23 protein-coding genes and 1 pseudogene are annotated in these 22,875 nt (G+C 57.3%); 14 read left to right on the top strand and 10 right to left on the bottom strand.

The genetic code is table 11. The features are described 5' to 3' along the window. Positions 1–5: 5 nt before the first annotated feature. The 5 genes from AC1D10_RS32195 to AC1D10_RS32175 are packed head-to-tail and all read right to left on the bottom strand — an operon-like array spanning position 6 to position 4,778. Positions 6–1,163, bottom strand: coding sequence for a transglycosylase SLT domain-containing protein (locus AC1D10_RS32195; RefSeq protein WP_477278829.1), 1,158 nt, complete (start codon positions 1,161–1,163; stop codon positions 6–8). Continuing rightward, complete coding sequence (locus tag AC1D10_RS32190) at positions 1,147–3,549, bottom strand: VirB4 family type IV secretion/conjugal transfer ATPase (RefSeq protein ID WP_477278828.1); 2,403 nt, start codon at positions 3,547–3,549, stop codon at positions 1,147–1,149. Before AC1D10_RS32190 ends, AC1D10_RS32195 begins: the two co-directional genes overlap by 17 nt. Further along, positions 3,546–3,839, bottom strand: a complete 294-nt coding sequence (locus AC1D10_RS32185) for a VirB3 family type IV secretion system protein (RefSeq protein WP_006339854.1) — start codon at positions 3,837–3,839, stop codon at positions 3,546–3,548. The genes AC1D10_RS32190 and AC1D10_RS32185 overlap by 4 nt, the downstream gene beginning before the upstream one ends. 3 nt (positions 3,840–3,842) lie before the next feature. Beyond that, a complete protein-coding gene (locus AC1D10_RS32180; protein WP_023720448.1) occupies positions 3,843–4,157 on the bottom strand; it encodes a TrbC/VirB2 family type IV secretion system protein in 315 nt (104 codons plus the stop codon). Between the two features lie 12 nt (positions 4,158–4,169). After that, positions 4,170–4,778: a lytic transglycosylase domain-containing protein gene (locus AC1D10_RS32175; RefSeq protein ID WP_477278827.1), complete on the bottom strand. Its 609-nt coding sequence runs from the start codon at positions 4,776–4,778 to the stop codon at positions 4,170–4,172. A 132-nt stretch (positions 4,779–4,910) separates the two neighbouring features. On the opposite strand from AC1D10_RS32175, the gene AC1D10_RS32170 reads away from it, so the two are divergent. The 3 genes from AC1D10_RS32170 to AC1D10_RS32160 are packed head-to-tail and all read left to right on the top strand — an operon-like array spanning position 4,911 to position 6,219. Beyond that, positions 4,911–5,513 carry a hypothetical protein gene (locus tag AC1D10_RS32170; RefSeq protein ID WP_477278826.1) on the top strand — a complete coding sequence of 201 codons (603 nt, stop codon included), beginning with the start codon at positions 4,911–4,913 and terminating at the stop codon, positions 5,511–5,513. After that, positions 5,510–6,058 (top strand): thermonuclease family protein, encoded by a 549-nt coding sequence (locus AC1D10_RS32165; protein ID WP_477278825.1) that lies wholly within the window; start codon positions 5,510–5,512, stop codon positions 6,056–6,058. The genes AC1D10_RS32170 and AC1D10_RS32165 overlap by 4 nt, the downstream gene beginning before the upstream one ends. Next, positions 6,055–6,219, top strand: coding sequence for a hypothetical protein (locus tag AC1D10_RS32160; RefSeq protein WP_164753924.1), 165 nt, complete (start codon positions 6,055–6,057; stop codon positions 6,217–6,219). The genes AC1D10_RS32165 and AC1D10_RS32160 overlap by 4 nt, the downstream gene beginning before the upstream one ends. Here the strand turns inward: AC1D10_RS32160 and AC1D10_RS32155 are convergent. Beyond that, positions 6,216–6,560, bottom strand: coding sequence for a hypothetical protein (locus AC1D10_RS32155; RefSeq protein WP_127385701.1), 345 nt, complete (start codon positions 6,558–6,560; stop codon positions 6,216–6,218). The genes AC1D10_RS32160 and AC1D10_RS32155 overlap by 4 nt on opposite strands. 338 nt (positions 6,561–6,898) lie before the next feature. On the opposite strand from AC1D10_RS32155, the gene AC1D10_RS32150 reads away from it, so the two are divergent. Continuing rightward, entirely contained in the window at positions 6,899–8,512 is a 1,614-nt protein-coding gene (locus AC1D10_RS32150) for an RcgA family putative transporter (protein ID WP_477279065.1), read from the top strand. Next, on the top strand, positions 8,502–9,527 hold the full coding sequence (locus tag AC1D10_RS32145; protein WP_477278824.1) for an RcgR family putative quorum lactone hydrolase: 1,026 nt from the start codon (positions 8,502–8,504) through the stop codon (positions 9,525–9,527). The genes AC1D10_RS32150 and AC1D10_RS32145 overlap by 11 nt, the downstream gene beginning before the upstream one ends. A gap of 452 nt (positions 9,528–9,979) precedes the next feature. Here AC1D10_RS32145 and AC1D10_RS32140 read toward each other — a convergent pair whose 3' ends face one another. Continuing rightward, on the bottom strand, positions 9,980–10,507 hold the full coding sequence (locus AC1D10_RS32140; RefSeq protein WP_477278823.1) for a helix-turn-helix domain-containing protein: 528 nt from the start codon (positions 10,505–10,507) through the stop codon (positions 9,980–9,982). 96 nt (positions 10,508–10,603) lie between these two features. Between AC1D10_RS32140 and AC1D10_RS32135 the strand changes: the two genes are divergently transcribed. From AC1D10_RS32135 to AC1D10_RS32125, 3 genes and pseudogenes are all read left to right on the top strand, one after another. Next, on the top strand, positions 10,604–11,206 hold the full coding sequence (locus tag AC1D10_RS32135; protein WP_477278822.1) for a hypothetical protein: 603 nt from the start codon (positions 10,604–10,606) through the stop codon (positions 11,204–11,206). 56 nt (positions 11,207–11,262) lie between these two features. Further along, positions 11,263–11,721, top strand: a complete 459-nt coding sequence (locus tag AC1D10_RS32130; protein ID WP_477278821.1) for a hypothetical protein — start codon at positions 11,263–11,265, stop codon at positions 11,719–11,721. 521 nt (positions 11,722–12,242) lie between these two features. Then, positions 12,243–13,093: pseudogene (locus tag AC1D10_RS32125) on the top strand (transposase); the annotation flags it as partial. A gap of 77 nt (positions 13,094–13,170) precedes the next feature. On the opposite strand, the gene AC1D10_RS32120 reads toward AC1D10_RS32125, so the two are convergent. The 3 genes from AC1D10_RS32120 to AC1D10_RS32110 form a co-directional block, all read right to left on the bottom strand. Next, entirely contained in the window at positions 13,171–14,202 is a 1,032-nt protein-coding gene (locus tag AC1D10_RS32120; RefSeq protein WP_477278820.1) for an NAD(P)-dependent oxidoreductase, read from the bottom strand. A 259-nt stretch (positions 14,203–14,461) separates the two neighbouring features. Further along, positions 14,462–15,040, bottom strand: a complete 579-nt coding sequence (locus AC1D10_RS32115; protein ID WP_477278819.1) for an aspartate/glutamate racemase family protein — start codon at positions 15,038–15,040, stop codon at positions 14,462–14,464. 124 nt (positions 15,041–15,164) lie between these two features. Then, complete coding sequence (locus AC1D10_RS32110; RefSeq protein WP_477278818.1) at positions 15,165–16,331, bottom strand: M24 family metallopeptidase; 1,167 nt, start codon at positions 16,329–16,331, stop codon at positions 15,165–15,167. Between the two features lie 102 nt (positions 16,332–16,433). Here AC1D10_RS32110 and ehuR point away from each other — a divergent pair, with 102 nt between their 5' ends. From ehuR to AC1D10_RS32080, 6 genes are all read left to right on the top strand, one after another. Then, entirely contained in the window at positions 16,434–17,831 is a 1,398-nt protein-coding gene (gene ehuR / locus AC1D10_RS32105; RefSeq protein ID WP_477278817.1) for a MocR-like ectoine utilization transcription factor EhuR, read from the top strand. Positions 17,832–18,129: 298 nt separating this feature from the next. After that, positions 18,130–19,011 carry an ectoine/hydroxyectoine ABC transporter substrate-binding protein EhuB gene (gene ehuB, locus AC1D10_RS32100; protein ID WP_477278816.1) on the top strand — a complete coding sequence of 294 codons (882 nt, stop codon included), beginning with the start codon at positions 18,130–18,132 and terminating at the stop codon, positions 19,009–19,011. Between the two features lie 103 nt (positions 19,012–19,114). Further along, positions 19,115–19,900, top strand: a complete 786-nt coding sequence (gene ehuA, locus AC1D10_RS32095) for an ectoine/hydroxyectoine ABC transporter ATP-binding protein EhuA (RefSeq protein ID WP_477278815.1) — start codon at positions 19,115–19,117, stop codon at positions 19,898–19,900. A 53-nt stretch (positions 19,901–19,953) separates the two neighbouring features. After that, positions 19,954–20,625 (top strand): ectoine/hydroxyectoine ABC transporter permease subunit EhuC, encoded by a 672-nt coding sequence (gene ehuC / locus AC1D10_RS32090; protein WP_477278814.1) that lies wholly within the window; start codon positions 19,954–19,956, stop codon positions 20,623–20,625. Positions 20,626–20,629: 4 nt separating this feature from the next. Further along, positions 20,630–21,289: an ectoine/hydroxyectoine ABC transporter permease subunit EhuD gene (gene ehuD / locus AC1D10_RS32085; protein WP_477279063.1), complete on the top strand. Its 660-nt coding sequence runs from the start codon at positions 20,630–20,632 to the stop codon at positions 21,287–21,289. A gap of 100 nt (positions 21,290–21,389) precedes the next feature. After that, on the top strand, positions 21,390–22,511 hold the full coding sequence (locus tag AC1D10_RS32080) for a M14 family metallopeptidase (protein ID WP_477278813.1): 1,122 nt from the start codon (positions 21,390–21,392) through the stop codon (positions 22,509–22,511). The last annotated feature ends 364 nt before the right edge of the window (positions 22,512–22,875 follow it).

The raw sequence follows: 22,875 nt of genomic DNA, 5'->3' as shown, positions 1-22,875 counted from the left end.
GCCTCCTATTGCTGTAGAGAATTGATCACGCTGGCAGCGCCGGCAGGATCGCTGGTGATGATGATCGAGCTGCTGTCGGCCGAGCTTGCCGCCGCGTTCTCAAGTGCGCATGGTAGCCACCGGCCGCGATCGATCCTCAACCGCTCCAATTCCGCGGGATCACAAGAGAACGGGTTTGGAGAGCCGCTGTTCGGCTGTTGCACCAGCTTGGACGACTGCGAGGCCTGAACGTTCTGCAACGATAGAAGTTGGGCCAGCAACGCCGTAAAATCTCCCGCCTGGGCGAGGTACTGGTTGGTGACATCGGCGTTGATCCCCCGAGCCGACGAGTTGAGCTCCCAGGCGTCCTTGTATTCGCTCACCTGGCCAACAGAACCCGACAGCGCGTCGATTGCCGTGACGTTGGCGCCCATCTGCGATTCGCTTGCGTCGAGACCGCCGGCCGCCTTCCTCACCGCGCCCATGGCGTCGTTCTGGGCCGAGCCGCCCGCCCCGTCGGCGGTTACGATCGAGAAGGGTGGCGGTGCGGCGGCCGGAGCCTTGCCGCTCGATACATAGTCATTGAAGTAGCTGTTCCAGCGGCCGACACCGCCGGCCCACTGGTTCTGCTCGCCTGCGTTCGATCCGTTGTAGAAGGAGGCAAGACAGCTGTAACTCGTCGCGCCGCATTGCTTCACGCCCATTCCGAGATATTTGACGCCGCCTTCGACATTCTGCTCGTTCACGTCGCGGTCCAGTCCTATGGACTTGCCAGTGCCCTTGGTCAGCTGCATGACGCCTTTGACGCCGGTGTGGCTCCCGGCGCATGTGTCGAAGCGCGATTCCTGATAGGCAACGGACAGCGCCAGGCCTTCGGGCACGCCGTATTTTTGCGCGTAGTAGCGGATTAACTTTACGTTGCCTGCGTCACGCTGCAACGCTTCGGCAGGCGACCGGTGAAACATTTGTGAGCGGTATTTGTTCGAATAGGTGCAGACGACGCTTTTCTTCTTGTCGGTTTCGTCCTTCTTGGCTTCGTCTGACGTTGTGCTGTGCTGTTCGTCCTCTTGCCGCTTGTCGAGATTCGGCCCGTCGATGACCGCGATCTGAGCGACAGCCACGGTCATGCTTCCCGCTGTCGCGAGCGCCACGGCCAGACAAAAGCTGCTAAGCCGCTTCGTCATGCTCGTCCTCCCATCCGCAGAAGTACGGCAACCACATCTCCGGCTCGTCGCCGAAGGTTTCCCGCAGGCGTGCACATTCCTTGCTGTTGGCCTCGTTCGAGGACAACACCTTGATGAGATCGGGCATTGCCGACAAATCGAGCTTCGCTACGATCGAGTCGCTGTCGTGCTTGACGAGGAAGGTGCGTGTTTCCTTCGCGGTTCGGCGCACGAACTCGAATTCCTTCGCTGTCAGCGAGAAGCGCTCCATGTAGGACTCCTTGCTCGCCTTGGGGTTGGGGAAGAAAATATTGGTCTTCGTTTGCTCGATCAGTGACGACGAGATGGAGGAATTGACGACGTCTTCCGCCGTCTGCGTTCCAAAGCCGACCACGCCGTTGCGGCGACGAATGGTCTTCAGCGTCTCATTGATGAAAGCGGCGAAAACCTCGTCGTCCAGCAGCTTCCAGCCTTCATCGAGGAAGAGCATGATCGGCGAGCCATCAATGACTTCTTCAAGACGGTGGAAGATGTACAGCAACGCCGCCGAACGCAGCTTTCGGTCACTCAGGATCTTGGTCATATCGAACCCGACAACCGGCTTCGAAAAATCGATGAGATCGACGGGATTGTTGAAAAGCCAGCCTTTGTCCTTCGGGTCGAGCCAGGGCTGTATCCGTGCGGCCAGATCGTTCATGCCGGGCATGAGCGAGCCGCGCAGCACTTCGGGTAGCAGGTCGAAGGTGCGCTGTTCGCGCGGGATCTTGTAGATCATGTCGACGGCGGCGTTGATGACGCGCATCTCCGCCACATCAAGCGTGCCGCCTTCCGGGCTCAGAATGTAGAGGAGCAAATCTTCCAGGAAAGAACGGTTTTCTGCCGTGTCATCAAGCTGCAATGGCGCGAACCCGGTCGGCTGGGAAGGTTCCATCACCTCGTAGCGACCGCCGAGCGCCCGAACGAAAATTTCAGCACCGCGCATATAGTCAAAATAAACACATCGCGGCCGCGGCATGATGCGCATGGCCTGCGCCATCAGGAACGACAGCACCACGGTCTTGCCCGATCCGGTCGGGCCGAACACCGTGAAGTGCCCGACATCGTGAACGTGGAAATTGAAATAGTATGCCGTCTGGCTGGTCGTTTCGAGCAAAGCGATGGGCCGTTTCCAGTGCAGCCGCTCACGTTGGCCGGAGGGGAAATTGTGTCCGGAGAAAAGGCCGGCGAAGTTAAGCGACGAGATCAACGCACGTCGCGCGATGTAGCTGAAATTTCCCGGCAACTGCGCCCAGAAGGCCAGTTCCGTGTTCAGTGTCTCGCGGACCGGCACGATCGACATGCGCGAAAGTTCGGCCGTGATGTCGGATAGCGCACGATTGAGACCAGTCATGTCCGGCGCCAATGCCATGACGCTCATGTGATGTTGTCCGAATACGACTTCGCCACCGGCCAGCTTGTCGGCACCGTCGTGGACGGAGACCTCGACCGTCGTGCCCGCCTCGTCGGAACCCTCGACCTGGTTGGCGATAGTGTTGATCCTGCGCATCGCCGTGACACGGTCTTCGATCGCGAAACTTTGCGTCAGGACAAACTCATGCGGCAGTCGCAACAGACCGTCCAAAGAGCCCGGCGCGGTGAACGGCGGATATTCCTTGATCGATACCATGGCGCCGAGCTTGCCTTGGTCCGGACCGCGAAGTTCCAGCGCCGACTTGCCGAAAAACAGCTGCCGCGTCGCCAGCACATCGCCAAGGGACATGCGCGGCAAAGGCATTTCCACATCGCCACCACCGGCGAGGATTTTCGCCAGAAATTCGGCGGGCTCGGAAAAGAAGCTGTCGCGGCGCTTCACGACACCAAGAAGACGCCCCCCATAAGCGGTGAAATCCTTGACCATGCCGTCGAGGATGTCATGCAGTTCGACTATTGCCTCTTCGCGGGTTTCTTCGCCGGCGGTGCTGATGCGGAATGCATTGAGCGCCTTGTCCACCCAGCCGACCCGGCCGACCATCGGGCGCCGTATGACCGTCAGATACGCCTCGTTGACGAAAAGGTTCTTCGACCCAAGCCCATCCATGTAGCGGGCATCGAGTTCGGCCACGAAAGGATTGTCGAAGTCGCCTTCGATCTCCGGCGTCACGTGGCGGCGGATGATGGTTGTGTAGACCGCAAAGCGAGATGTCGACAGGTTGCGGAAGGTGGTGTTGCGGTTGAACAGTCGGCTGTTCAATTCGGCCTGATCCATCGTCTGGAAGGGCAGGCCGCTTAGCTGGATGACGCCGACCAGAAAGCCGCTCTTCGTCACGATCAGATTGTCATCGACATGGCGAAGGTAGGGGATGTGCATCGCAGCCGGCTTTTCGCGGCGGCGCTCACGGCCAAATTTCAGGTCTGCATCGAGGCTCATGGCGAATAGCTCCTCGCCCCCCAGAAAGTGAGGTTCGCCACCGCTCCGCGTTTGGAGACGCGCCGCTCGAAAATATGAAAGATGTAGGGATCGCGCTGGCACAGATAGGCGCTGACCAGATGCACCACGCCGAACACGCCAAGACCGAGCATGAAGCTGCTCGTGGCGATAAAGCCGATCACCGCCAGGATGCCGTTCAGTGCAAAAACTTCATAGCGCACCCCCCATTTCATCGGTGGGCGTGTCAGGGGCAGGCTGACCGGCTCGACATAGACTTCCTCGTCGTCCATGGCTCAGCTGCCTCCTGCCGTCGCGCGAACTGCGTCCACCAGCTGGGCAGCGCCAAATATCAGAGCGATGCCAATGATGATGGAAAAAGCCATCATCCACGCCAGGCGCCCCGTCATGGCGAGGAAGCCGAGAAAACAGACCGCGATGATGGCGAATGAGCGCGCTATGTTGCCCTGCAGAACGCCGACGAACCACTCCAGCACGTTTTCGACTGGCGCCGCCGATTGGGCGTAAGCGGTCGCCGGCGCGAGCGCTATTCCGACGGCCGAGGCCAGGGCGAGTTTCAGAGCAAATTTGCCTGCTTTCCTGTATTCCACCCTTGGCTCCTTTCAGTTGCCGAAATCCATGACATGACCGTCCTGCCAAGCGTCCTCACTTGCTGGCGGAGGGGTCGCGAGCATTTCGGATTTGGTCAGGGCGGACTTCTTCACGACACCGCCGAACTTCCAGCGGTTCAGTATCTTCACGATGTATTCCGCTGTCTCCGGATTCACCGGAATGCCCTGCGCCTTGTAGACGCTGTTGGGCCCGGCGTTATATGCCGCCAGCATCAGCAGCGGATCCTGGAACTCGTCATAGAGTGACTTCAGGTAGCGCAGGCCAGCCCGAACATTCGCCTGCGTATCGCAACGGTCGCTCACGCCGAGATCGGCCGCCGTGCCCGGCATCAACTGCATGATCCCAAGGGCTCCGACCTTGGACGGACCCTGACTGGCGCCGAGATCGCTCTCAGCCCATGCAATCGCCTCGGCCAGATCGGCGTCGAAGCCTTCGTCTTGCGCGATTGAGCGCACGAGCTGGGAGACCTCTGCGCGATTTCCGGTCTTGCAGGCCCCCGGCCTTTGCGCCCCGACTGAGGCAAGGGCTTGCGCCGGCGTTGCAAAGGCGACTGCGACGCGGTCTGATGCCAGATCCCGGCCGTGCGCTTCCAAGGGCATTGTAGCAGCGCAAAGGGTCAACAGAAGAGCTGTTCGAGTGTTCATACTGTCGCCAAAATTTAACACTTTACTATGGCTACACTCAGCCCTAGTAAAGTGTCAACACCATATGCACCGCAGGGACGGATTTCGATGAAACAGATTGCCCTTTGCACGGCTTTGCTGCTCCAGGGCACCGCGGCTTATGCTGCCGACGCCGACGCTCCAAATGCCTTCGCGCAGCCGTCGGAACACTACCTGCTCCAGTTTGCCAAGCCGGGCAAGAAGGTGTTCGTCTATGAGCGCTACGATGCCAAAGGCGCGCTCTTTCAGCGCGACGCGGCGACCCTCAGTTCGCCGGTTAAGGCGTCGTCGGCGACCGAGCGCGTCATCAACGGCGTGGCCTATCGACTGCGCGGCCTTGCCGCCTGCCCAAATCCAAAGATTACCTACAAGACGCAGGCGTGGGACTGCACGAAGGCCGCGCAGGACTATGAAGAAGGAATCTACAACCATCGTGCTTCTGTCGTGCTTTGCAAAACGCTTGTGCTGCAGAGCAGGAAGGGGGAACCCGACGCCGTGTCGTGTTTTTCTCTCGTGGGTGCGGGCAATACAAACGACCCGTACAACGTCGCCTACGACGATGACGAAATGGTTTTCTTGGGCATGGCCGCAATCGGACGCAACAAGGACGGCAAGTCGCTGCGCCCCGATCTGGAGCACTCCGCCGACCTCGGTGGACAGTTCCAGGAATGAAACAGGCGCGCTTTGCAGTGCTGGCCGCTTTTGGTTTGTGCGCATCGGCACAGGCCCAGGATGCATCCGAATCTGCTGCGCAAACGCCCTTCGCGGTATCGAAATCGGCTCAACTGCTGACTGGAGATACCTGGCGTGACGGCGACCATCTTTTCCGCCTCTATGGCGTGCAGTCATGTCTTCGCGGCACGTCGGCTGAACAGCCAAATGGGAACAAACTCGATTGCGGGAACATCTCGCTGGCGCATCTGGCAGCACTGTTCGATAGCGCGGCGGTGACATGCCAGCCAATCGGCTACGCCCTCGACAAGGCGGCCTTTGTCGTGTGCGGTGCGCAGCTGAATGGCGACACAATCGACGTCGGCACCGCGCTCATAGCGACCGGATACGCGTTTGCCGCAACGACAGCAAAGGGCAAAGCCGTCAATGAGAACTACCTCGTCGCGGAAATCAACGCTAAGATGAAACGTGCAGGTTTGTGGGGCACGACGTTTCAGCATCCTGTTCAGCTGCTGCTAAATAAGCGGCCGGAGAGACAAGAATGAAGCACGACGATGAGGCGCACAAATATTACTATCCCGTGGAAGGACGCGGTGACGGCGCTATTGGCGGAGCCGCGGCGTTCTTGGCAATCATCTTGGTGCCTGCAGGGCTCTATGCGGCCTGGAATACCGTGGCCTCATGGATTTCAGCGCTCTTCTCCTAGGCCTGCAGTTTCACGAAAGAACCGAGCAACGCGCGCAAATCGTCGACGTCAATCTCGCACCAGTCGTTCCCCAACAACCGACAGAAATAAGCTGCCTTCATTTTCATCTCAACGACATCGGCCACCGGCGCAGCGGCCGCGCGCCGACGCGCGATAACCTCTTCCGCCATGACCGAATCCAATCGCCGGCCGGTCAGGGTCGCGTCCGGCCCTTCGGCCCCCATCCATCGCTTGCCGAGACGTTCAACCATGGCGACTGCTTGACGATGCGCCGCGATCAGATTCGGGACCCCGTCGGCCTCTTCCACCACTCCGTTGTTACAGACCACTTGAATGGGCATCGATTGGCTCCACGCTCATGACAATTCGTAAATGATACCTGGGGAGGCGAGAAAAATAGGGATGGCTTCATCCCTCTGCTTCTCAGGCTCCCGAAGCCCTGGCTTCCCCTACTTTTCGCTCGTGCGATCGCGACCGATCCGGGCAGCTCAGTGCCTTGGCCGGCGGTTTGCGAAAAATCCCCCCACAACAACCGTGTTCAGCCTCTCCAGCGGGTCACCAGTCATCGATCGTCTCCCGTGCCGGCCAAAATCGACTTGATAAAAACGTTGATTGAGGACGAAGGCACGATAGGATACGAAGCCTAGCGAAACGGAACGAAACTAGAGCCTATAAGTTGTTGTTTAAGAACGGAAAGTTATTTCTCCCTCCGCCGAGAGACGGGAGTGATTTCAAAGAGTTATTCAAACGACTGGCGGCGGCGGGTGCGGGTCGACTGTTGGACAAAGACGGGTTTCCTGCTGGCCCATGGACGCCCGAACTCCTTGCAGAGGCGATTTCACTGATTGATTCCAACCGGGTTGGAGTCGATCTGCGAACGGTGCAGCTTTGGTTTCAAGAGAACGAGAAGGGAATTAGCACTGCCAACATTCGTTGGCTGGCGAGGATTTTTGGATGCGATGATCCGGTCGCAACTAGCGAATGGCAGATGGAGCTTAGTGAGGCGCAATCGCGGTTATCGGCCAAGAGACGAGAATGGAAGAGAGCCGGAAGCAGCGTTGCGCAGGAGCTTCCAGATACGGCAGTGACTGCGACCATCGATGACGAGACAGACTCCCCGGTAGAGCTGATACTGGATACTGACCCCAAGGGGCCGAGCCGGCGCTTTAGTTTGGCGAGGAAATCGGAGGCGTTTTTTAGTCGCGGATCTCCCCTGAATTTACCAGCGTCGGTGTTTGCGGGTGTCACCGCTCTTGGGTTTTTGTCGTATCTTACGGGGATTCACAGCGTGACGTATGGCCGGGCGGATGGCGTCGTCAAGCAGGTTGGGTTTCTTTGGACAGCGAATTGGACATTCGTCTTCATGGTATTTTTGCCACTGTTTTTTGCCTTCGTGACCGAGCTGGTGACCTTTTGGAAAGATGAAGGCCGCCCAAAGCTTGTGACGCAGGGCGACAAAATGGAAAGCGATGATGCCTGGGCGCGCACCGTACAAGCTTCTTCGTATTCATATTGGGCGGTTTTTTTGATTTGTGTGGTGTTCGCCGGTCTTCTTCAGTGGATCGGCGTGTCTTTAATCCCGTTGCTAAAAGGGGGTAGCAACTATGCGACGGATTGGGGCTCGTTAGCGATTGTGCGCCCTGAGGTTATATCGGTGCCGGAAGCGGTCGTGTTCACGGGGCTCGCTTACCTGTATATGTGCCTCTGTTTTTATCTGTTCTTCGTAGGCCTGATTTTGCTTTATACGGTGACCCATGATCTTTGGAGTATTGGAGAGGCAGCGAGTAATCGGCTGGAGGTGGACTATCAGCACAAGCTCCATGAAGCCAGCCTCAGGGTTATGCGTGCGATTTTTCGGTGTACTGTTTTGGGACTTCTGATCGCCATAGTCATGAAGCTCCAGAGTGCTTACCTGACATCGCGTGGAGAGAATATTGTGTCTTGGCTGGTCGGCGATATGTCTTCCGCCTTTGATGGGCGCAACGATGTGGGCGCCGGGATCATCTACCGTAGGCCGACCCATTACAGTAGCCTTCTTATCGCTATTTCGACTTGTGTGGTATTTGTGTACAGCTCCATCCGTTTAGGTGTCGAACGTCGGCTTTATATGTCTGTGTGGAGGATGTCAGCGATTGTAGCGTTACTCGTGGCTAGCTACTTGCTGATCGATGCATTTGCTGGCTTTTCCATCCTTCTGGGGGTTGGACTGCTGTTCTCAATGTACAGCCTGTTTGATCCAGGGTTGGGGCGAGGGCAAGCGAGTAAGTTAGGAAACAATCAGAGTGTATCATAGTTGGCTTGATCGTTGGGATGAGCGGCGGGCGCGGCGCGGTGAGGAAGGGAAGAAGCCATCGGATTTCGCCCTTGACGCGGAACTCGCCTTTCCAGGTGCGAAGAAGATAACAAGTATCGAGGAGTTCTGTGCCTTTGCGGACCAGGCCGTGGCTGATCGAGCCTTTTTCGATTACCCGAATGTGAGTGATCAGGGGTTTGAAAGACTAGATGGGTGGCTCAAATTTCCATCGGACATTTCTACTGATATCGAACAGAACAATGTCGTCTCGGCGAAAATCACAGAAAGCGGGTCGTTCGATCAGGCGATGGTGATTTTTCACCATTGGAATGCAAGCTCCCGGAATCGACAGATTGCAAACTTTTTCTCGCAGCGTGGCATCACGGTTGTCGAGATCGCTATGCCTTATCACTTCGAGCGCAGCCGTCCCGGCTCCGCGCACGCTGACTATATGCTTAGCCCTAATCTCGGTCGAACGATTCAATCTGTAAGGCAGGCAGTGTTAGATGGGCGAAAGCTCATACGTTGGTTGAAGATCGAAGGCTATCGAGAGATTTCAGTTCTCGGTATGAGCTTAGGCTCCTGGGTTGCGGGCCTTCTCGCGGCGCACGACTCGGCTGTGTCGAAAGCCTCGTTGTTTCTCACGGCGGGGAGTCTAGCGGATATGGTTTGGACGGGTCGCGCGACACGATTGATACGTGCTAGTCTCGAGCCAGCGATTAAGCTGACCGAGCTCAGAAGGGCTTGGGGTCCACTTAACTTGGAGAATTACGCAGATAGTTTGGCACGGCCTGATCTCGGTCTTCACGTTGTGTTGGCTAAGAGAGACAAAGTGGTGTTGCCAGAGCTATCGGAGAGGTTCATGCAGAGGCTGAAGGACGCCGGAGCTAGGCCAAATATTTTGGAATTAAACTGTGGTCATTATTCGCTCGCCATGCCGCCATACATTTTGTTGGCCGGTTTGTGCTTGAAGCGCTTTCTGTCGCGTGCTGACAAGTCTGCCCGGCAAGCATGAGTTTGGCGTTGGCCGGTCAGTTCACCAGCAAATTCTCTGGTGGGCATCACGACACTAAAGCGATGAATCTGGGTCGCCCCCTACCTGAACCGACCCCTGGAATTGGCCGACAACGGTGCAGGCGTGACACCGGCAAAGTCGCGACATTCTACTCTTCACGCTCCGGCAATCACACCGGGCTAGGTTTGACGGCTTGTTCTCATATGGTTTCGACCCTCAAGAGGAAGCTCTTCATCAGCAGAATTCCCGACGCCGGCACAGTCGTCCATTTGTTAAAGTCCCTTATCATCCCCGCCGCTGCAACAGGCTAGCAGCCGACGATGACAGCAGCGGCTCGACAGCCGCGGCGGGGTGCTAGTCTAAATTCGGCCGTGGGCCTGACGGGCAGGGGCATGGGAACGGTCGCCGGCTGGGGGCGTATTACAGGCCCTTTAGGAACACTCGTCAGGCGGCTAGATGTCGGCTCCGCCAGGCGGGATCTTTTCGGAAAAGAGGAAGGTCGCTGGATCAAGTTTCAACGCCTTGGCGATCGCCGCAATGGTGTCCACGCTGATATTGCCGCTCGCGCGTTCCAGTTTCGTGAATGTCGCCTCCGCCACCCCGATTAGTTCGGCCATCTCATAGCGGTGCAAAGTACGTCTTTGCCGCTCAAAATCGATGATGTGCGCCAGCCGCTTGCGGATCGCATTGTCGTCCAACCGATGCGCCCATTCCGGAACTTTCTTATCGCCGGCGAGCAGTCCCGCAAAAGACAATTGCAAGCCGTTTGCCATGACCTGCAGCGTCGTCAATGTGACATTATTTTTCTGACGCACAGTCTGAATATAGGTTCGGTAGGCGAGTTTTTCGCCCTCGGCGGTCCGAAACAATTCGGCCATGTGCATATGAGACAGGCCGCGTCTGGCTCTCTCCCGCTCAAGCGTCAGAGCAATGTTGGCGCGCAACGGGTTGTTGACCACGCCTCCGTCGTCTCGTTTCATAAATCGATGTAGTCGCACAAACCTGCCTTTTCGACCTGTCCTTTTCCGCGCGGATCATCCATAGTAAACTGTCAAATCCGCAGCGAGGAAAAGGCTATGACTATACTCAAATTCCTACTGGGGGGTGCCGTCGCCATCGCGGGCGCCGCAGCTCTTCCATCCCAATCAAAAGCGGCGGAATGGGGCTGTCAGGTCCTCCTATGTCTTTCCGGCGATTGGCAGGGTACCCCCTCGTGCCACCCGCCAATTTACAAGTTGATTGCGGCGATGGAAGCCCCGGGTTTTAATTGGCCGACCTGTCCGCAAGCCAACTCAAGCGCGGCGAGATTTGAGAAGTATGAGGATTGTCCGTCTGGCTGGCAAGCAGTTGGCAGCTCCGAATCCGATCGGTCGGGCTTAGGTCAAGAACTGAACATCTGCCGCATCGCGGCCGATAGGCTCTCGTTGCCCGTCGTTGTCAAAAACGGCGGCCTTGGCGGGAATCGTGGAGACGGATTACGACAGGTCCAAATCGAAATCGACGGTAAGGTGGTTGCGGCAAAAATCCAGACCGCGGGGAACGACCAAGGGCATTCCCTTGGTAATGGCCCCACCTACTACACCATCCCTCGACCGATGCGCGGAAAGCCCTGGTCCATCGAGTATGATGATGCGAACGGCGTGCGCGAGAAAAGCTGGTTCAATCTCAACATGCCATGAGCCAGGCGATCACGCAGGACGAGGTGCTATGGGGTCGGAATTCAGGGAGGTTTGTAGTGTTCAAGGCGCTTTTCCTGTCCACTGTGATTTTGAACACCGGCGCTGTGTTGACGGCGGCTGGTCAGGGCGACAAGCCGCGCTCAAGCGTGGACAATCCTATGTGGCCCGCTTCACTGAAATGGGATTGCAAGACCGCCGCCAAGATCGTGTGTGAGCGTGATGGCAGTTGCTCGGTGGCTGAGGACCACACTGGATTTGTGTTGAACTATGGCAGCAACGAAGCTGAGTTCCCGGCCAGCAATGTCCGGATCAAACGCCACTATCAACAGACCGTGCAGGCAAGCCCTTTGCAGCAGGAGGTTAAAGTCGAACTGGCCGACAATCGCGTTCTTTGGCTGACGGCCGTGGATGCCAGCCGCACTTATTCGGAAGCGTGGGTCGGCGCACTGAGCGAGTTGAAGGGTGGCGCGGTACTGATCGAATCCGAGGGAGTCTACTGCATGCCGCACAAGTGAGTGCGCCGAAGGACAGGCGAGCGAAGGCCGATATGGTCTTACCTCGGGCGCGTACCCTGGCGTTGCACTTGAGTTTAGAGGGATGCGTCGGCGTAAATCTTGACCGACTGCCGGATTGGAAAGGCCTGCACCTACACTGAGATGTCAAGTATCAAACAAGTCGGTGAGAACCGCAGCTTTCTTTCTGTTCCGAATCGCAGACCCGCTGGCCAACTGGTTATGGTGAGGCCGCCCGGCTCCGCCCATGTGGACTACGCCCAAAACATGGCCGCCGAGGACATGCCGAGGCACCTGCGGAATCGCACCGATAGAAGTTTGGGTGAGGACCATCTCTCCCAAGTATGACAAACCGGGACAAAGATGTCCCAGGGTCGTGTCCCATCAGGTGGTGTAGCTGTGGGGTTACGAAACCGCTCACGAGCGCGCCGTTAGTAGCGTTGTAGCGAGTGAGCGGTGGGTCGGTGTCGGCGCTTTCCGGTAGGGTTTGGTTGTTGACGCCAAACATTTCGGAAGGACCACCGATGACCGACGACATGATGAACCTGCGCACGCTCGTGGAGAAGACCCCGGATGCCAATCTGCTGCGGGAGATGATCGGCTTTGCCGCCGAGCGGCTGATGGAAATGGAGGTGGGCGCGGCCACCGGCGCCGGCTATGGCGAGAAGAACCCGCTGCGGCTCGCCCAGCGCAATGGCTACCGCGACCGGGACTGGGAGACGCGGGACGGCACGGTCGAGCTGCGCATCCCGAAGCTCAGGAAGCGAAGCTACTTCCCGGGTTTCCTCGAACCGCGCCGGATGGCCGAGAAGGCGCTGACCGCCGTCATCCAGGAAGCTTATGTGCAAGGCATCTCGACCCGGTCGGTTGACGACCTGGTCAAGGCCATGGGCATGAGCGGCATCTCCAAGAGTCAGGTCTCGCGCCTGTGCGAGGTCCTAGGCATGGAGATTAGCACATCGCAGGCCGAGCCGATCTGGACGAAGTTCCTGCGCGAGCTGACACGTCGCGGCCTGCGCGGCGTCAAGCTCGTCGTCTCCGATGCGCACGAAGGCCTCAAGGCCGCCGTCACCAAGGTGCTGTGCGCGACATGGCAGCGCTGCCGCGTCCACTTCATGAGGAACGTGCTGGCCCATGCCGGCAAGAGCGGCCGCAGGGTCGTCTCAGCCTTCATCGCCACCGCATTTGCCCAAGAGACCTCGGAAGCCGCCAGCACCCAATGGCGCGCCGTCGCCGACCAGATCCGCCCGAAGGTGCCGAAGCTGGCGACAATCATAAACGACGCCGAGCCCGACGTGCTGGCCTACATGACCTTCCCGAAGGAACATCGCGCCAAGCTCCACTCGACCATCCGATCGAGCGTCTCAACGGCGAGGGCACGCTAAATGCCCATCCATGTCTGGCTGTGTATCAAGCGCAACCGTGCTCTACGACAGGACGAGCGCAGAATCTTCAGTAGCCTAGATCTAGGCTGACCTCCCGCTTCATCGGTTTTCCAGCAAAGAATTCAACCAGGTTTTCTGTACCCCATTCGATGTTGCGCTGGAGCACGTCTTCCGCGTTCGCGGCCTGATCGTCTGAAGTGAGCACATTTGGAAGCTTGTGTACTCCCAAGCGGGAGCCCCAAGGGGTCATTGGGAAGGTCCGCCCGTAGTCGTAATGCCACCAAACGTCAGCTGCAAAGCCGGCAATTTGGCCGGAGGTCAAAGCGTCATAAAGCGGCTTCTCCTTGATCAGCATTCCACGAGCAATGTTGATCAGATAGGCGGAAGGCTTCATTGCAGCAAGTTCAGCAGCTCCAAAGAATCCATGCGTTTCTTTAGTGTCGGGCGTCGCAAGAACGACGTAATCACATTTCGGCAAAACACTGTGCAATTCGTCGATGCCGTGCATGACGTCCACGTAGTCCACCGGCGGGCCAGCCTTAGAACGCCGAACGCCAAGAACCTGCATATCGAATGCTTTGGCATGCTTAGCGATGCGTCCGCCGATATTTCCCACGCCAATGACGCCAATTGTTCGGTCATGGAGCATCGAAGACTGGGTGTCTTGTGCAAAGATAGGAAATATCATCCTACCTTCATCCATGGCGCGATGCTTAAATAATGTCCTCTTCGCGAGTGCAAGAACGAACATCATAGCATGTTCAGCAACCGCAACCCCGTTAGAGCCGCTGATATTAGCTAGTTTTATGCCGCGCTTTTTAAATAGGTCAACGGCCCCCGATGTCACGAGATCGTCGACACCTGAATGCATCCAAGAGAAGATCTTCAACTTCTCGGCAAGCTTGAGCAGGCCATCAGGTAAGCTGAGGCCAAGGATGGCATCGGCGTCAGGCGCCAAATGTTTCACGTCATCTAGTGCACAATCGAACCGAGAAAGGTATTCCCCCTCCGGGGCGATAACTTCTGTTCCATCAGGCAGCATTGATTTAATTGCCCGCTTCTCATCTTCAGATGCGTACCATAAACAAAGTACTTTCATTATCCGTCTCTCCCATAGTGAGTTGTTATGAAATGCGACTTGGCGATATTGCGTTGGGCAGACCAGGGGCGCTGTTCCGCAGCCAACAACTCAAGCGATGAAAACGGGTACCATCTGGCGTCCGCAAAAAGTGCCGGTTTGCGGCTTGCCGAACCGGAATCTCCAAAGACTCTGAACTTTCTTTCGGCAATGAAAGCCGTCGCTTCGACCCCGAGTCCTGCACCGGTGGGAATTGAAAGCGGCTTAGTGCTTCGAGTGATCATGACGGCGACAACGACGCATGTGCTGCAGAAATGATGTCAAAGGTGGGCCGTTGAAGCAGACTCTGGATCTTGGGAACAAACGGCGAAAACGCGCAGCATTCGACGATGATCGCGCCAAGATTTTCGCTGCGCAACGCGCTTTCGCAAAGTCGGCCCAGGGTGGCGCCTATCAGATCCCAGTCGTAAATGGCATCGGGGCGGTTTATGTGTCGCCACGCTTCCGTTCCCTCAATCCCAGCCTTGATAATCCTGTCTGCCTGCAATTCAGGCCACGCGGCACGCAAATGCGCGTCAGACAACGCTGTCGAGTCAAAGCAGATGATTGCAATCTTCTGCGTCGCAGGTGTGATAGCAGCGACAACCGGTAGAAGCAGCAGGCTGGACGTCACGGTGGGGAGGCCGACGGTCTCTCTGATTAGGTCGTGATATAAAACCGAATACCCGCAGTTCGAGATAATCGCGGAGCATCCGCGATCCTTCAGCCGGCGAGCGGCTTTGAGATAAGCATCCCGCACATGGGAGAGATCGTGAATGATGTCGGGTACCGATACCCCTTTAACAATCTCCTCGATCATACCCTGTGCGAAAATTCCCTCCTCGCCCAAACACCGGGACGGACAGGCCCCTGGTTTTGGCTCGTCGAGGCGAAGTAGCCCTAGCGGATTTAGTGCCCGGCTCGAAGTCAAGAAAACGATCCCTTTAGGAGACGACGAACAATTCACGCGGCATTCGGGAAAAAGATTCGTAGCCCTTATCCATCACGCGAATGGTCTCGCTCAGGACAAAGCTGAGTTCACCTTGCCACATCCCAAGAATGACGTGAAAAACCATGTTGGGCTGAAGTTCGGTTGTATCGCCTGGTCGCAGGCTCGCTGTGTGCTCACCCCAATCGGGCGGATAGCCCAGGCCAATGGAATAGCCGATCCGAGATGGTTTGGTCAGACCGTGCCGCGAAATCACGCTGCGCCAGACCTCCTCAATTTCCGAGCATACCCGTCCCGGTGCGATGGCGGCGAGCACAGACTCCATTCCTTCTCGCACAACGGCAGCAAGTTGGCGCAATTGCTCGGGTGGAGTGCCCAAATAAACACTTCTTGCCAGACCGGCATGATAGCGAGCCCGACAGCCGCCGAGTTCGATGTTCGTCACAACGTTATGGCCGACGGGATCGTCGGTCCAGGAAAGGTGAGGGGCGTCCGCGCGGGGACCGATCCCCATGACCAACCCGCCCGGCACTGCACCTCCGAATGACTCTGTCCCGGTGATCTGGGCCTGCATGATCCGCGCAGCCAGGTCGCATTGCCTGATGTCCGGCCTGATGGCGTCGATTCCAACTCTCATCGCGAGGTCCGCTATGACGGCCGCCTGTTTGATGAGCTCGACCTCAGCCTCCGACTTGACGATGCGGACCCAGTTGACCAGGTTCGAGCCGTCCTTGAACGTGCATTTGGGCAGCGAGGCCTGCAGCCGCTCGAAGCATCGCGCGGTAAAGTAGTAGTTGTCCATTTCGACGCCAACGACGCGGTTCCCGAGTCCTCTTCGGTCAAGCTCTTGAGCGACGAACTCCATTGGATGTCGCTCCGTCGACTGAACATAGTGGTCGGGGTATCCAATCACATCGCTGGACGGCAGATAGGCCGTGCTGGTCGCACATGGAACATCGATGCCACGGCCCACCCAAACCGGCTGATGATCGAGCGCGACGATGACCATCTGGTGCGTATAGAACGACCAAGCGTCGTAGCCCGTCAGATAATTCATATTCTCCGGCGAGGTGATGAGCAGCACCTCGATCCGTCGCTGCATCATCTCTTCCTTGGTTTTCGCAAGGCGCCGCGCGTATTCGTCTAATCCGAACTGGGGCATGGTGGCTCACTTTGCTTTTCGCGGCACAGGTGATACGACGCTTGGTGACCATGTCAATTGCTGTATTGGATCATCTCATTATTTGGCGAAGAGGGAGCGAGCATGCGTTGGACCTGGAAGCCGGTACTGTCCTCATCAGCGGGCGCGAGGTACCAGGCGATGGCGGACGCCATCGCTGCCGCGATCGCTTCCGGCGAGCTTCGGCCGGGGGAAAGACTGCCTCCCCAGCGCGACCTGTCGTTTCGAATGGGCGTCAGTGTTCAGACCGTCTTTCGTGCCTATGCCGAACTCGAGCGCCGGGGTCTCGTATCCGGGGAGGTCGGGCGCGGCACCTACGTTCGGTACGCCAATCTGGACAAGGTACCTGGCTCAATCGTCGACAAAAGAGAAGAAGACGTTTTGGACTTCTCGACCATGGCGCCAATCGTCGGCGAGAAGCATGTCCCGGCTCTTCGAGATATGCTGGCGGCCCTATCGAAATCGCGGGAGCTTGAATCCCTGCTCTCCCACAGGCCGATCGTGGGATTGCACCACCATCGAAGCTTGGGCGCGGATTGGGTGAAGACCTTGGGCCTAAAGGCTTCCGCAGAAACGATATTGATCACGAATGGCTGCCAACATGGCCTTTGGGTCGCGCTTGCATCTGTGACGGAGCCAGGAGATGTGATTGCTAGCGATCATCTGGTGGACAGCAGCGTCATCACTTCGTCCACCATCCTCAAGCTCCAGCTGCGCGGGTTGGCGAGCGACCAGGCCGGCGTACTTCCGGACGCGTTTGCCGCCCTGTGCGGCCGCGAACGGGTAAGCGCCCTTTGCCTCACCCCAACCCTTAACAATCCAACCGCCAGTTTTATGGACGAGGACCGCCGTCGCGCCATCGCTGCAATCGCGAGAAAGTTCAACGTCTGGATCATCGAGGATGATGTCTTCGGTCCGCTTGTCGAGAAGAAGCCGCCTCCCATGGCCGCGCTCGCTCCAGAGCGGACATGCTATGCGACGAGCTTTTCCAAGAGCGTAATGCATTCCCTTAGAACCGGTTATCTGCTCGTCCCCGAGGAGTTGGTCTCGAGAGCGGTTTCACGGCTAAGGACGACAGGTTGGATGTCGAATTCTTTCGTCGCCGAGATCAGTTGCAGGTGGCTTTCCGATGGGACGACCGCGGAATTGATTGCCTGGCAGAGACAGAAGCTGGCGCAGCGCCACAAGATCCTCGGTCGGGCTCTAACAGATGTTGAAAAAAATACCCATCCGACATCGCTACACGTCTGGTTGCCCCTGCCTGGGCTCTGGCGCACCGGTCCTTTCGTCGAAGAGGCGAGACGGAAGGGTGTTTTGGTCACAGGACCGGATCCTTTCATCGTCGGTCGGGAGGCCGACCCACACGCGGTCAGGCTGACCATCGGCGATTCTGTTCGCGACGATGATGATTTCAAGCGCGGCGTCGAGACGTTGTCGCAGCTCCTAGCCAGCGACCCTGAGCCGGGCTTGCCACCTGTTTGAACGACAGTTGATCCCGTCGGCGAGATCTCGCAATCAGATCGAAGCAGTCGCCGCTGACGGCAAACAATTGAAATCGGTGGGAAAAGAGGCGGTGTGACCTCTGCGGTCGATTGGATCATACCAATTTGGTAATTGACATGCATAGGCCCTGCTGGAAATGTGAGGACAGTCGGCAAAGCGAAGGTCGTGCGCACAACCGGCGTTGCAGGCACGCAGCAGACATGCCGCTTAAAGCTTTGACCGCCGACTTCGATGCGGCGCGTAGTCACCTCAAAAATGAAAACAAAGGGGAACGAACATGAAAAACTTCTTCAATCTCATTTCTCACGGACGCACGTTGCGGGTGCTGGCCGGAACTGCCGTTCTTGTGCTCACGTCGATGGGCATTGGGGCAGCCAAAGCCGAGGATGTAATCAGCGCGCTCAAGCAGAAGGGCACAATCACCTCAGGCGTTGCGAACGAGGCGCCGTGGATGATCGTGGGTTCGGACGGCGCGCTCTCAGGCATCGGGCCTGACATTGATCGTGAGGCGCTCGCGGCAACCGGCATCGCCAATTATTCAGCGCAAGTAATGGACTACGGCGCAATGATCCCGGCGCTCCAGGCCCGCCGTGTCGATATCATCTCGTCAGGTGCTCTAATCATCAAGCCTGCCCGTTGCGAGCAGGTAGTCTACTCGGAGCCGGTTGTTTGCAATTCCGAAGGCTTCATGATGAAGAAGACCCTTCTGGGGAAAATTCAAAGCTACAAGGATGTCGCAGATGCGAACCTTCGCATAGGCGTCTGTGGCGGCTGCTCTGAGCAGAAACTTGCGACTGATGCCGGCATTTCGCCCCAGAACATGGTCATCTTCCCTGACGGCGTTAGCGCGGTTAAGATGCTTCAAGACGACCGAATTGACCTCTTCGCATTGCCGGATGGTTCCTTAGAGGCTTTGCAAAAGCAGAGTGCGGATGCCAACTTGGCAGTTGTCTTTCCTGTCAAGGGCACTCCGATCGGCTGTGGCGCCGCCGCATTCAATAAGGAGGACGTAGCGCTCCGCGACGTCTACAACCAAGGGCTCGCGAAGATCGTCGCCAACGGCCGGTATGCAGAGATCATGGCAAAGTATGGTCTGACAGCGCATGTAGCCCTGCGAGAGGGCCAAACGACCGCTGCTTTGTGCTCCGCCTCGAAATGAAGTCTCGCTGATTGGTGGCGTCCAGCAACGACACGTTGGACGCCACCGTAGCGGGTCTTGAGCGCATATCCGTTTAGTTGGACGCAAAATGCAAGGATCCGGTATGACGAACCCTGCCGTGGAGTTTCGGGGCGTCCGCAAGCACTATGGCGGGAAACCCGTCCTCAATGACCTGTCGTTCTCTGTGCAGAGCGGAGAACGACTGGCATTGATCGGGCCTTCGGGCTCGGGCAAGACCACCGTGCTGCGGATCCTGATGACGCTGGAGAATATTGACGGCGGCGAGGTACTTGTTGGAGGACAATCGGTATTCTCAGAGGTGAGAAACGGCTTGAAGCAAGCAGCGTCAAGTCGGCATTTGAGCCGCATGCGAAGCCAGCTGGGAATGGTGTTTCAGCACTTCAACCTCTTTCCCCATAAGACGGTTCTGGAAAACGTCACCCTGGCACCAATCCTGACCAAACAGAGCAGCCCGGCAGAGGCGCGACGAGCCGGCCTAGATCTGCTTAAGATGGTCGGGCTTGAGGACAAGGCGAACGAACGTCCAGCAGCATTGTCTGGAGGGCAGAAACAGCGGGTCGGCATCGCACGGGCGCTGGCACTAAAGCCGCAGATTCTTCTGTTCGACGAAATTACGTCCGCCCTGGACCCGGAACTCGTTGAGGAGGTGCTCGCCGTGATCACCAAACTGGGAAAAGAGACGGATGTGACGATGTTGCTCGTCACACATGAGATGAGCTTTGCCCATGATTTCGCTGACCGTGTGGTTTTTATGGACGCAGGCTCAATCGTCGAAGAGGGTACACCCGACAAGATCTTCCGCGAGCCGTCCTGCGAAAGGACAAAAGCGTTCTTGAAGAAGATCATAGCGGCCGGCCAGCGTCTTTGACTGGCTGTTGACGGCTGGTTGACCCAGGCAGAACCAGCGAAGGCATGTTCTCAATGTGGTTGTTCGATCAAGGGTTCGGTTACTTCCTACTCATCCTTCAAGGTGCGTGGGTGACAGTAGAAATTACAATCTCAGGTAGCCTTGTCGCTCTGCCAGCGGCGCTGCTCGCCGGTTTGGGCAGGTTGTCGCGCGTTGCGCTAATTCGCTGGGTTAGCACCGCCTACATTGAACTCTTCCGCGGTACATCCGTGATCGTTCAGCTTTTTTGGGTCTATTTCGCATTGCCACTGTTTGACGTCCGCCTTTCTCCTTTCCAGGCGGGCTCGCTGGCGATCGGACTGAACGTGGGAGCCTATGCAGCCGAAGTCGTTCGGGCAGCCGTGCGCGCAGTGCCGAAAGACCAGTTGGAAGCGGCGGTTGCCTTGAATCTCAGCCGCATTCAGTCGATGAGGCACATCGTCTTGCCGCAGGCCTTCGTGATCATGCTGCCAGCTCTCGGCAATGCAGGAATTGAACTCCTGAAGGCAACGTCAGTTGTTTCGCTCATATCGCTCGCGGACATGACCTTCAACGCTCAAATCGTACGAATGCAGACCGGCCGGACAGCAGGCCCATACATCTCAATCCTCATCATGTATTTCATTTTGGCTTCTCTGATCGCGTGGGGCACGCGAAGCCTGGAGCGGCGCGTCAACCTTGGCCTCGACCGAAGCTGGAAACCCTGACCTCATGACTTGGGACTGGCAATTCGTTGGAAAAATCCTGCCGGACATGTTGGCTGGCTTGTTGGTCACGATCGAAGCCACGCTGCTTGGCTCGGTTCTCGCGATGACGCTTGGTTTGCTTTTCGCCTTCGGTCAACGCGTTCAAAGCACCGCCCTACGGCGCCCGACCAGGTTTTTCGTGGAGTTCATTCGACGGACGCCACTGCTCGTTCAGTTGTATTTCTTATACTATATTCTTCCGGATTGGGGCATTACCCTGTCTCCACTCATTTGCGGAGTTTTCGGTCTTGGCTTGCACTATGCTGCATACACATCTGAGGTCTATCGCGGTGGCATCGACAATGTCGCGCGGGGCCAATGGGATGCTGCGAAAGCTTGCAACCTGTCATCCTGGCACACTTGGTGGCAGATAATTTTGCCCCAGGCCATTCCACCGATGATACCGGCTCTAGCCAATTACTTCATCGCCATGTTCAAGGAGACTCCCATCTTGTCAGTGATTTCTCTCATGGAGGTTATGGGTGTGGCGCGACAAGAGGCAAACATCTACTACCGCTATCTCGAACCCATTACATTGGTCGGGCTGCTGTTTCTGACGATCAGTATCCCCGGGGTAATACTGACGCGGTACCTGGATCGCTATTTCAATTCCGCGCCACGCTAGGAAGGCGACGCGAACTGTAGTCTACCAGATCAGGCCAAGCTTCCTTTTCCCGAATTTTCCCTAAGCCGCGCGTGGGGCATCGGCACTGGAGTCGAGTGTGATGTCAAATTTAGAGAACTGTTTCTCGGCCGACTATCAGCAAGCAAGGCTGAAGTTCCGTGATGCCGCTACGCAAGCGGGGGCCGCACTTGCCGAGTTTCGCCATCCCGGCCGCGGACCCAGCGACGAAATCTTGTCAACCGATGTTGCCACTCTGGGGGACGCGTCCCTGCCGAACTTGGTGGTCGTTCTGACAGGACTACATGGCATTGAAGGGTTTTGCGGATCAGGAAGCCTTGTAGGTCTTTTGGAGCAGGGGATCGTCAAGGAGCGAAGGAGCGACACTGCAATAATGTTGGTCCATGCGCTTAACCCCTATGGTTTCGCACATCTCAGGCGAGTGAACGAGGACAACGTTGACCTCAATCGAAATTTCATCGACCACGGCAAGCCGTTTCCAAGAAACGATGAGTACCGCAAATTGCACGCAAGCCTTCTCCCGGAATGTTGGGAAGGGCCCTCTCGCGACGCCGCAGAGCGCGCGCTCCGCCTTTACGAAGAGACTAACGGATATGACAATTTCATTTCGGCAGTGACGCGGGGTCAATACGAGTTCGCCGACGGACTTTTCTATGGGGGCCGATCGCCTGCTTTTTCGAATTCGCTATGGCTGCTGCTGCTATCCCAGCATGCTTCCCAGCGAAGACGCGTGGGTGTCATCGACATCCACAGTGGGCTTGGCCCTCGCGGGTATGGTGAAATTCAGTTCGAACGTGGTCCTTTAGATCCAGAATACCAGCGAGCTCAGACCTGGTATCGAGGCGAGGTAACAACCGCAGAAAATGGTTCGTCTTCCTCGGCGGAAATCACCGGCTACAGCGCCGTCGCTGTCTCGGAAACGCTCCCCTCCGTGGAATGCACCTGCGTAACCCTTGAATTTGGCACGGTTGAGGTAGGGCAGGTCTTGACCGCTCTCCGAGGAGACCACTGGTTGCATGCCAAGGCGCCGTACGACGAGCGTCTGAAGCGAAGGATTAAGCAGGAAATGCGCGACGCATACTATTGCGACGACGTCGCGTGGAAGCGGGACGTAGTGGATCGTACAGTCGAGGTGTTCCGTCGGAGCTTGCAGGGACTGAGCGAAAACGGCGTGAGCACCTGCATCTCCGCGGCCGATCGTTGATCACAGGCGTTGGATCAATGGACACACGTAGGCCATTTGTTCGGGGCACTTAGGTTTGCGATCGACGCCGATTGCCAAGTCGCGCTTCAAGATAGAACGCACCCTGCTACAACTCATGTTGCAACCAAGTTCGAATGTCGTGCTGCCAGCAAAGTAGAAATGTCGCAAAGGGGCAATTCGCGGGGCGGGGGCGCAGCAATTTAGAAACGCGACAGTGACGCGCTTCTTGGCGCCGACATGAGCGCCCGATCGGGCTTCAGCTGGTCGGGGTTGCGCAGCCCGATCGGGTGCGTTCCAGCTTGGCTCCCTGGCTTTAGCTTTGAAAGCCGCCTCACTCGGCAGCGGCCACCCTTGTCAGTGCCTG

The sequence above is a fragment of the Mesorhizobium sp. P2_A8 genome (assembly GCF_056404935.1).
The sequence above is the reverse complement of the archived record's forward strand: the minus strand, read 5'-3'. Positions and strand labels throughout refer to the sequence as shown.

What these genes read in the sequence shown, in the direction of transcription:
- AC1D10_RS32120 (WP_477278820.1), bottom strand. Translation starts at nt 14,202, where the DNA reads ATGAAAGTACTTTGTTTATGGTACGCATCTGAAGATGAGAAGCGGGCA.
- AC1D10_RS32175 (WP_477278827.1), bottom strand. Translation starts at nt 4,778, where the DNA reads ATGCCCTTGGAAGCGCACGGCCGGGATCTGGCATCAGACCGCGTCGCA.
- AC1D10_RS32160 (WP_164753924.1), top strand. Translation starts at nt 6,055, where the DNA reads ATGAAGCACGACGATGAGGCGCACAAATATTACTATCCCGTGGAAGGA.
- AC1D10_RS32115 (WP_477278819.1), bottom strand. Translation starts at nt 15,040, where the DNA reads ATGATCGAGGAGATTGTTAAAGGGGTATCGGTACCCGACATCATTCAC.
- AC1D10_RS32155 (WP_127385701.1), bottom strand. Translation starts at nt 6,560, where the DNA reads ATGCCCATTCAAGTGGTCTGTAACAACGGAGTGGTGGAAGAGGCCGAC.
- ehuA (WP_477278815.1), top strand. Translation starts at nt 19,115, where the DNA reads ATGACGAACCCTGCCGTGGAGTTTCGGGGCGTCCGCAAGCACTATGGC.
- ehuR (WP_477278817.1), top strand. Translation starts at nt 16,434, where the DNA reads ATGCGTTGGACCTGGAAGCCGGTACTGTCCTCATCAGCGGGCGCGAGG.
- AC1D10_RS32170 (WP_477278826.1), top strand. Translation starts at nt 4,911, where the DNA reads ATGAAACAGATTGCCCTTTGCACGGCTTTGCTGCTCCAGGGCACCGCG.
- AC1D10_RS32080 (WP_477278813.1), top strand. Translation starts at nt 21,390, where the DNA reads ATGTCAAATTTAGAGAACTGTTTCTCGGCCGACTATCAGCAAGCAAGG.
- AC1D10_RS32195 (WP_477278829.1), bottom strand. Translation starts at nt 1,163, where the DNA reads ATGACGAAGCGGCTTAGCAGCTTTTGTCTGGCCGTGGCGCTCGCGACA.
- AC1D10_RS32135 (WP_477278822.1), top strand. Translation starts at nt 10,604, where the DNA reads ATGACTATACTCAAATTCCTACTGGGGGGTGCCGTCGCCATCGCGGGC.
- ehuB (WP_477278816.1), top strand. Translation starts at nt 18,130, where the DNA reads ATGAAAAACTTCTTCAATCTCATTTCTCACGGACGCACGTTGCGGGTG.
- ehuD (WP_477279063.1), top strand. Translation starts at nt 20,630, where the DNA reads ATGACTTGGGACTGGCAATTCGTTGGAAAAATCCTGCCGGACATGTTG.
- AC1D10_RS32190 (WP_477278828.1), bottom strand. Translation starts at nt 3,549, where the DNA reads ATGAGCCTCGATGCAGACCTGAAATTTGGCCGTGAGCGCCGCCGCGAA.
- ehuC (WP_477278814.1), top strand. Translation starts at nt 19,954, where the DNA reads ATGTGGTTGTTCGATCAAGGGTTCGGTTACTTCCTACTCATCCTTCAA.
- AC1D10_RS32140 (WP_477278823.1), bottom strand. Translation starts at nt 10,507, where the DNA reads ATGAAACGAGACGACGGAGGCGTGGTCAACAACCCGTTGCGCGCCAAC.
- AC1D10_RS32185 (WP_006339854.1), bottom strand. Translation starts at nt 3,839, where the DNA reads ATGGACGACGAGGAAGTCTATGTCGAGCCGGTCAGCCTGCCCCTGACA.
- AC1D10_RS32165 (WP_477278825.1), top strand. Translation starts at nt 5,510, where the DNA reads ATGAAACAGGCGCGCTTTGCAGTGCTGGCCGCTTTTGGTTTGTGCGCA.
- AC1D10_RS32110 (WP_477278818.1), bottom strand. Translation starts at nt 16,331, where the DNA reads ATGCCCCAGTTCGGATTAGACGAATACGCGCGGCGCCTTGCGAAAACC.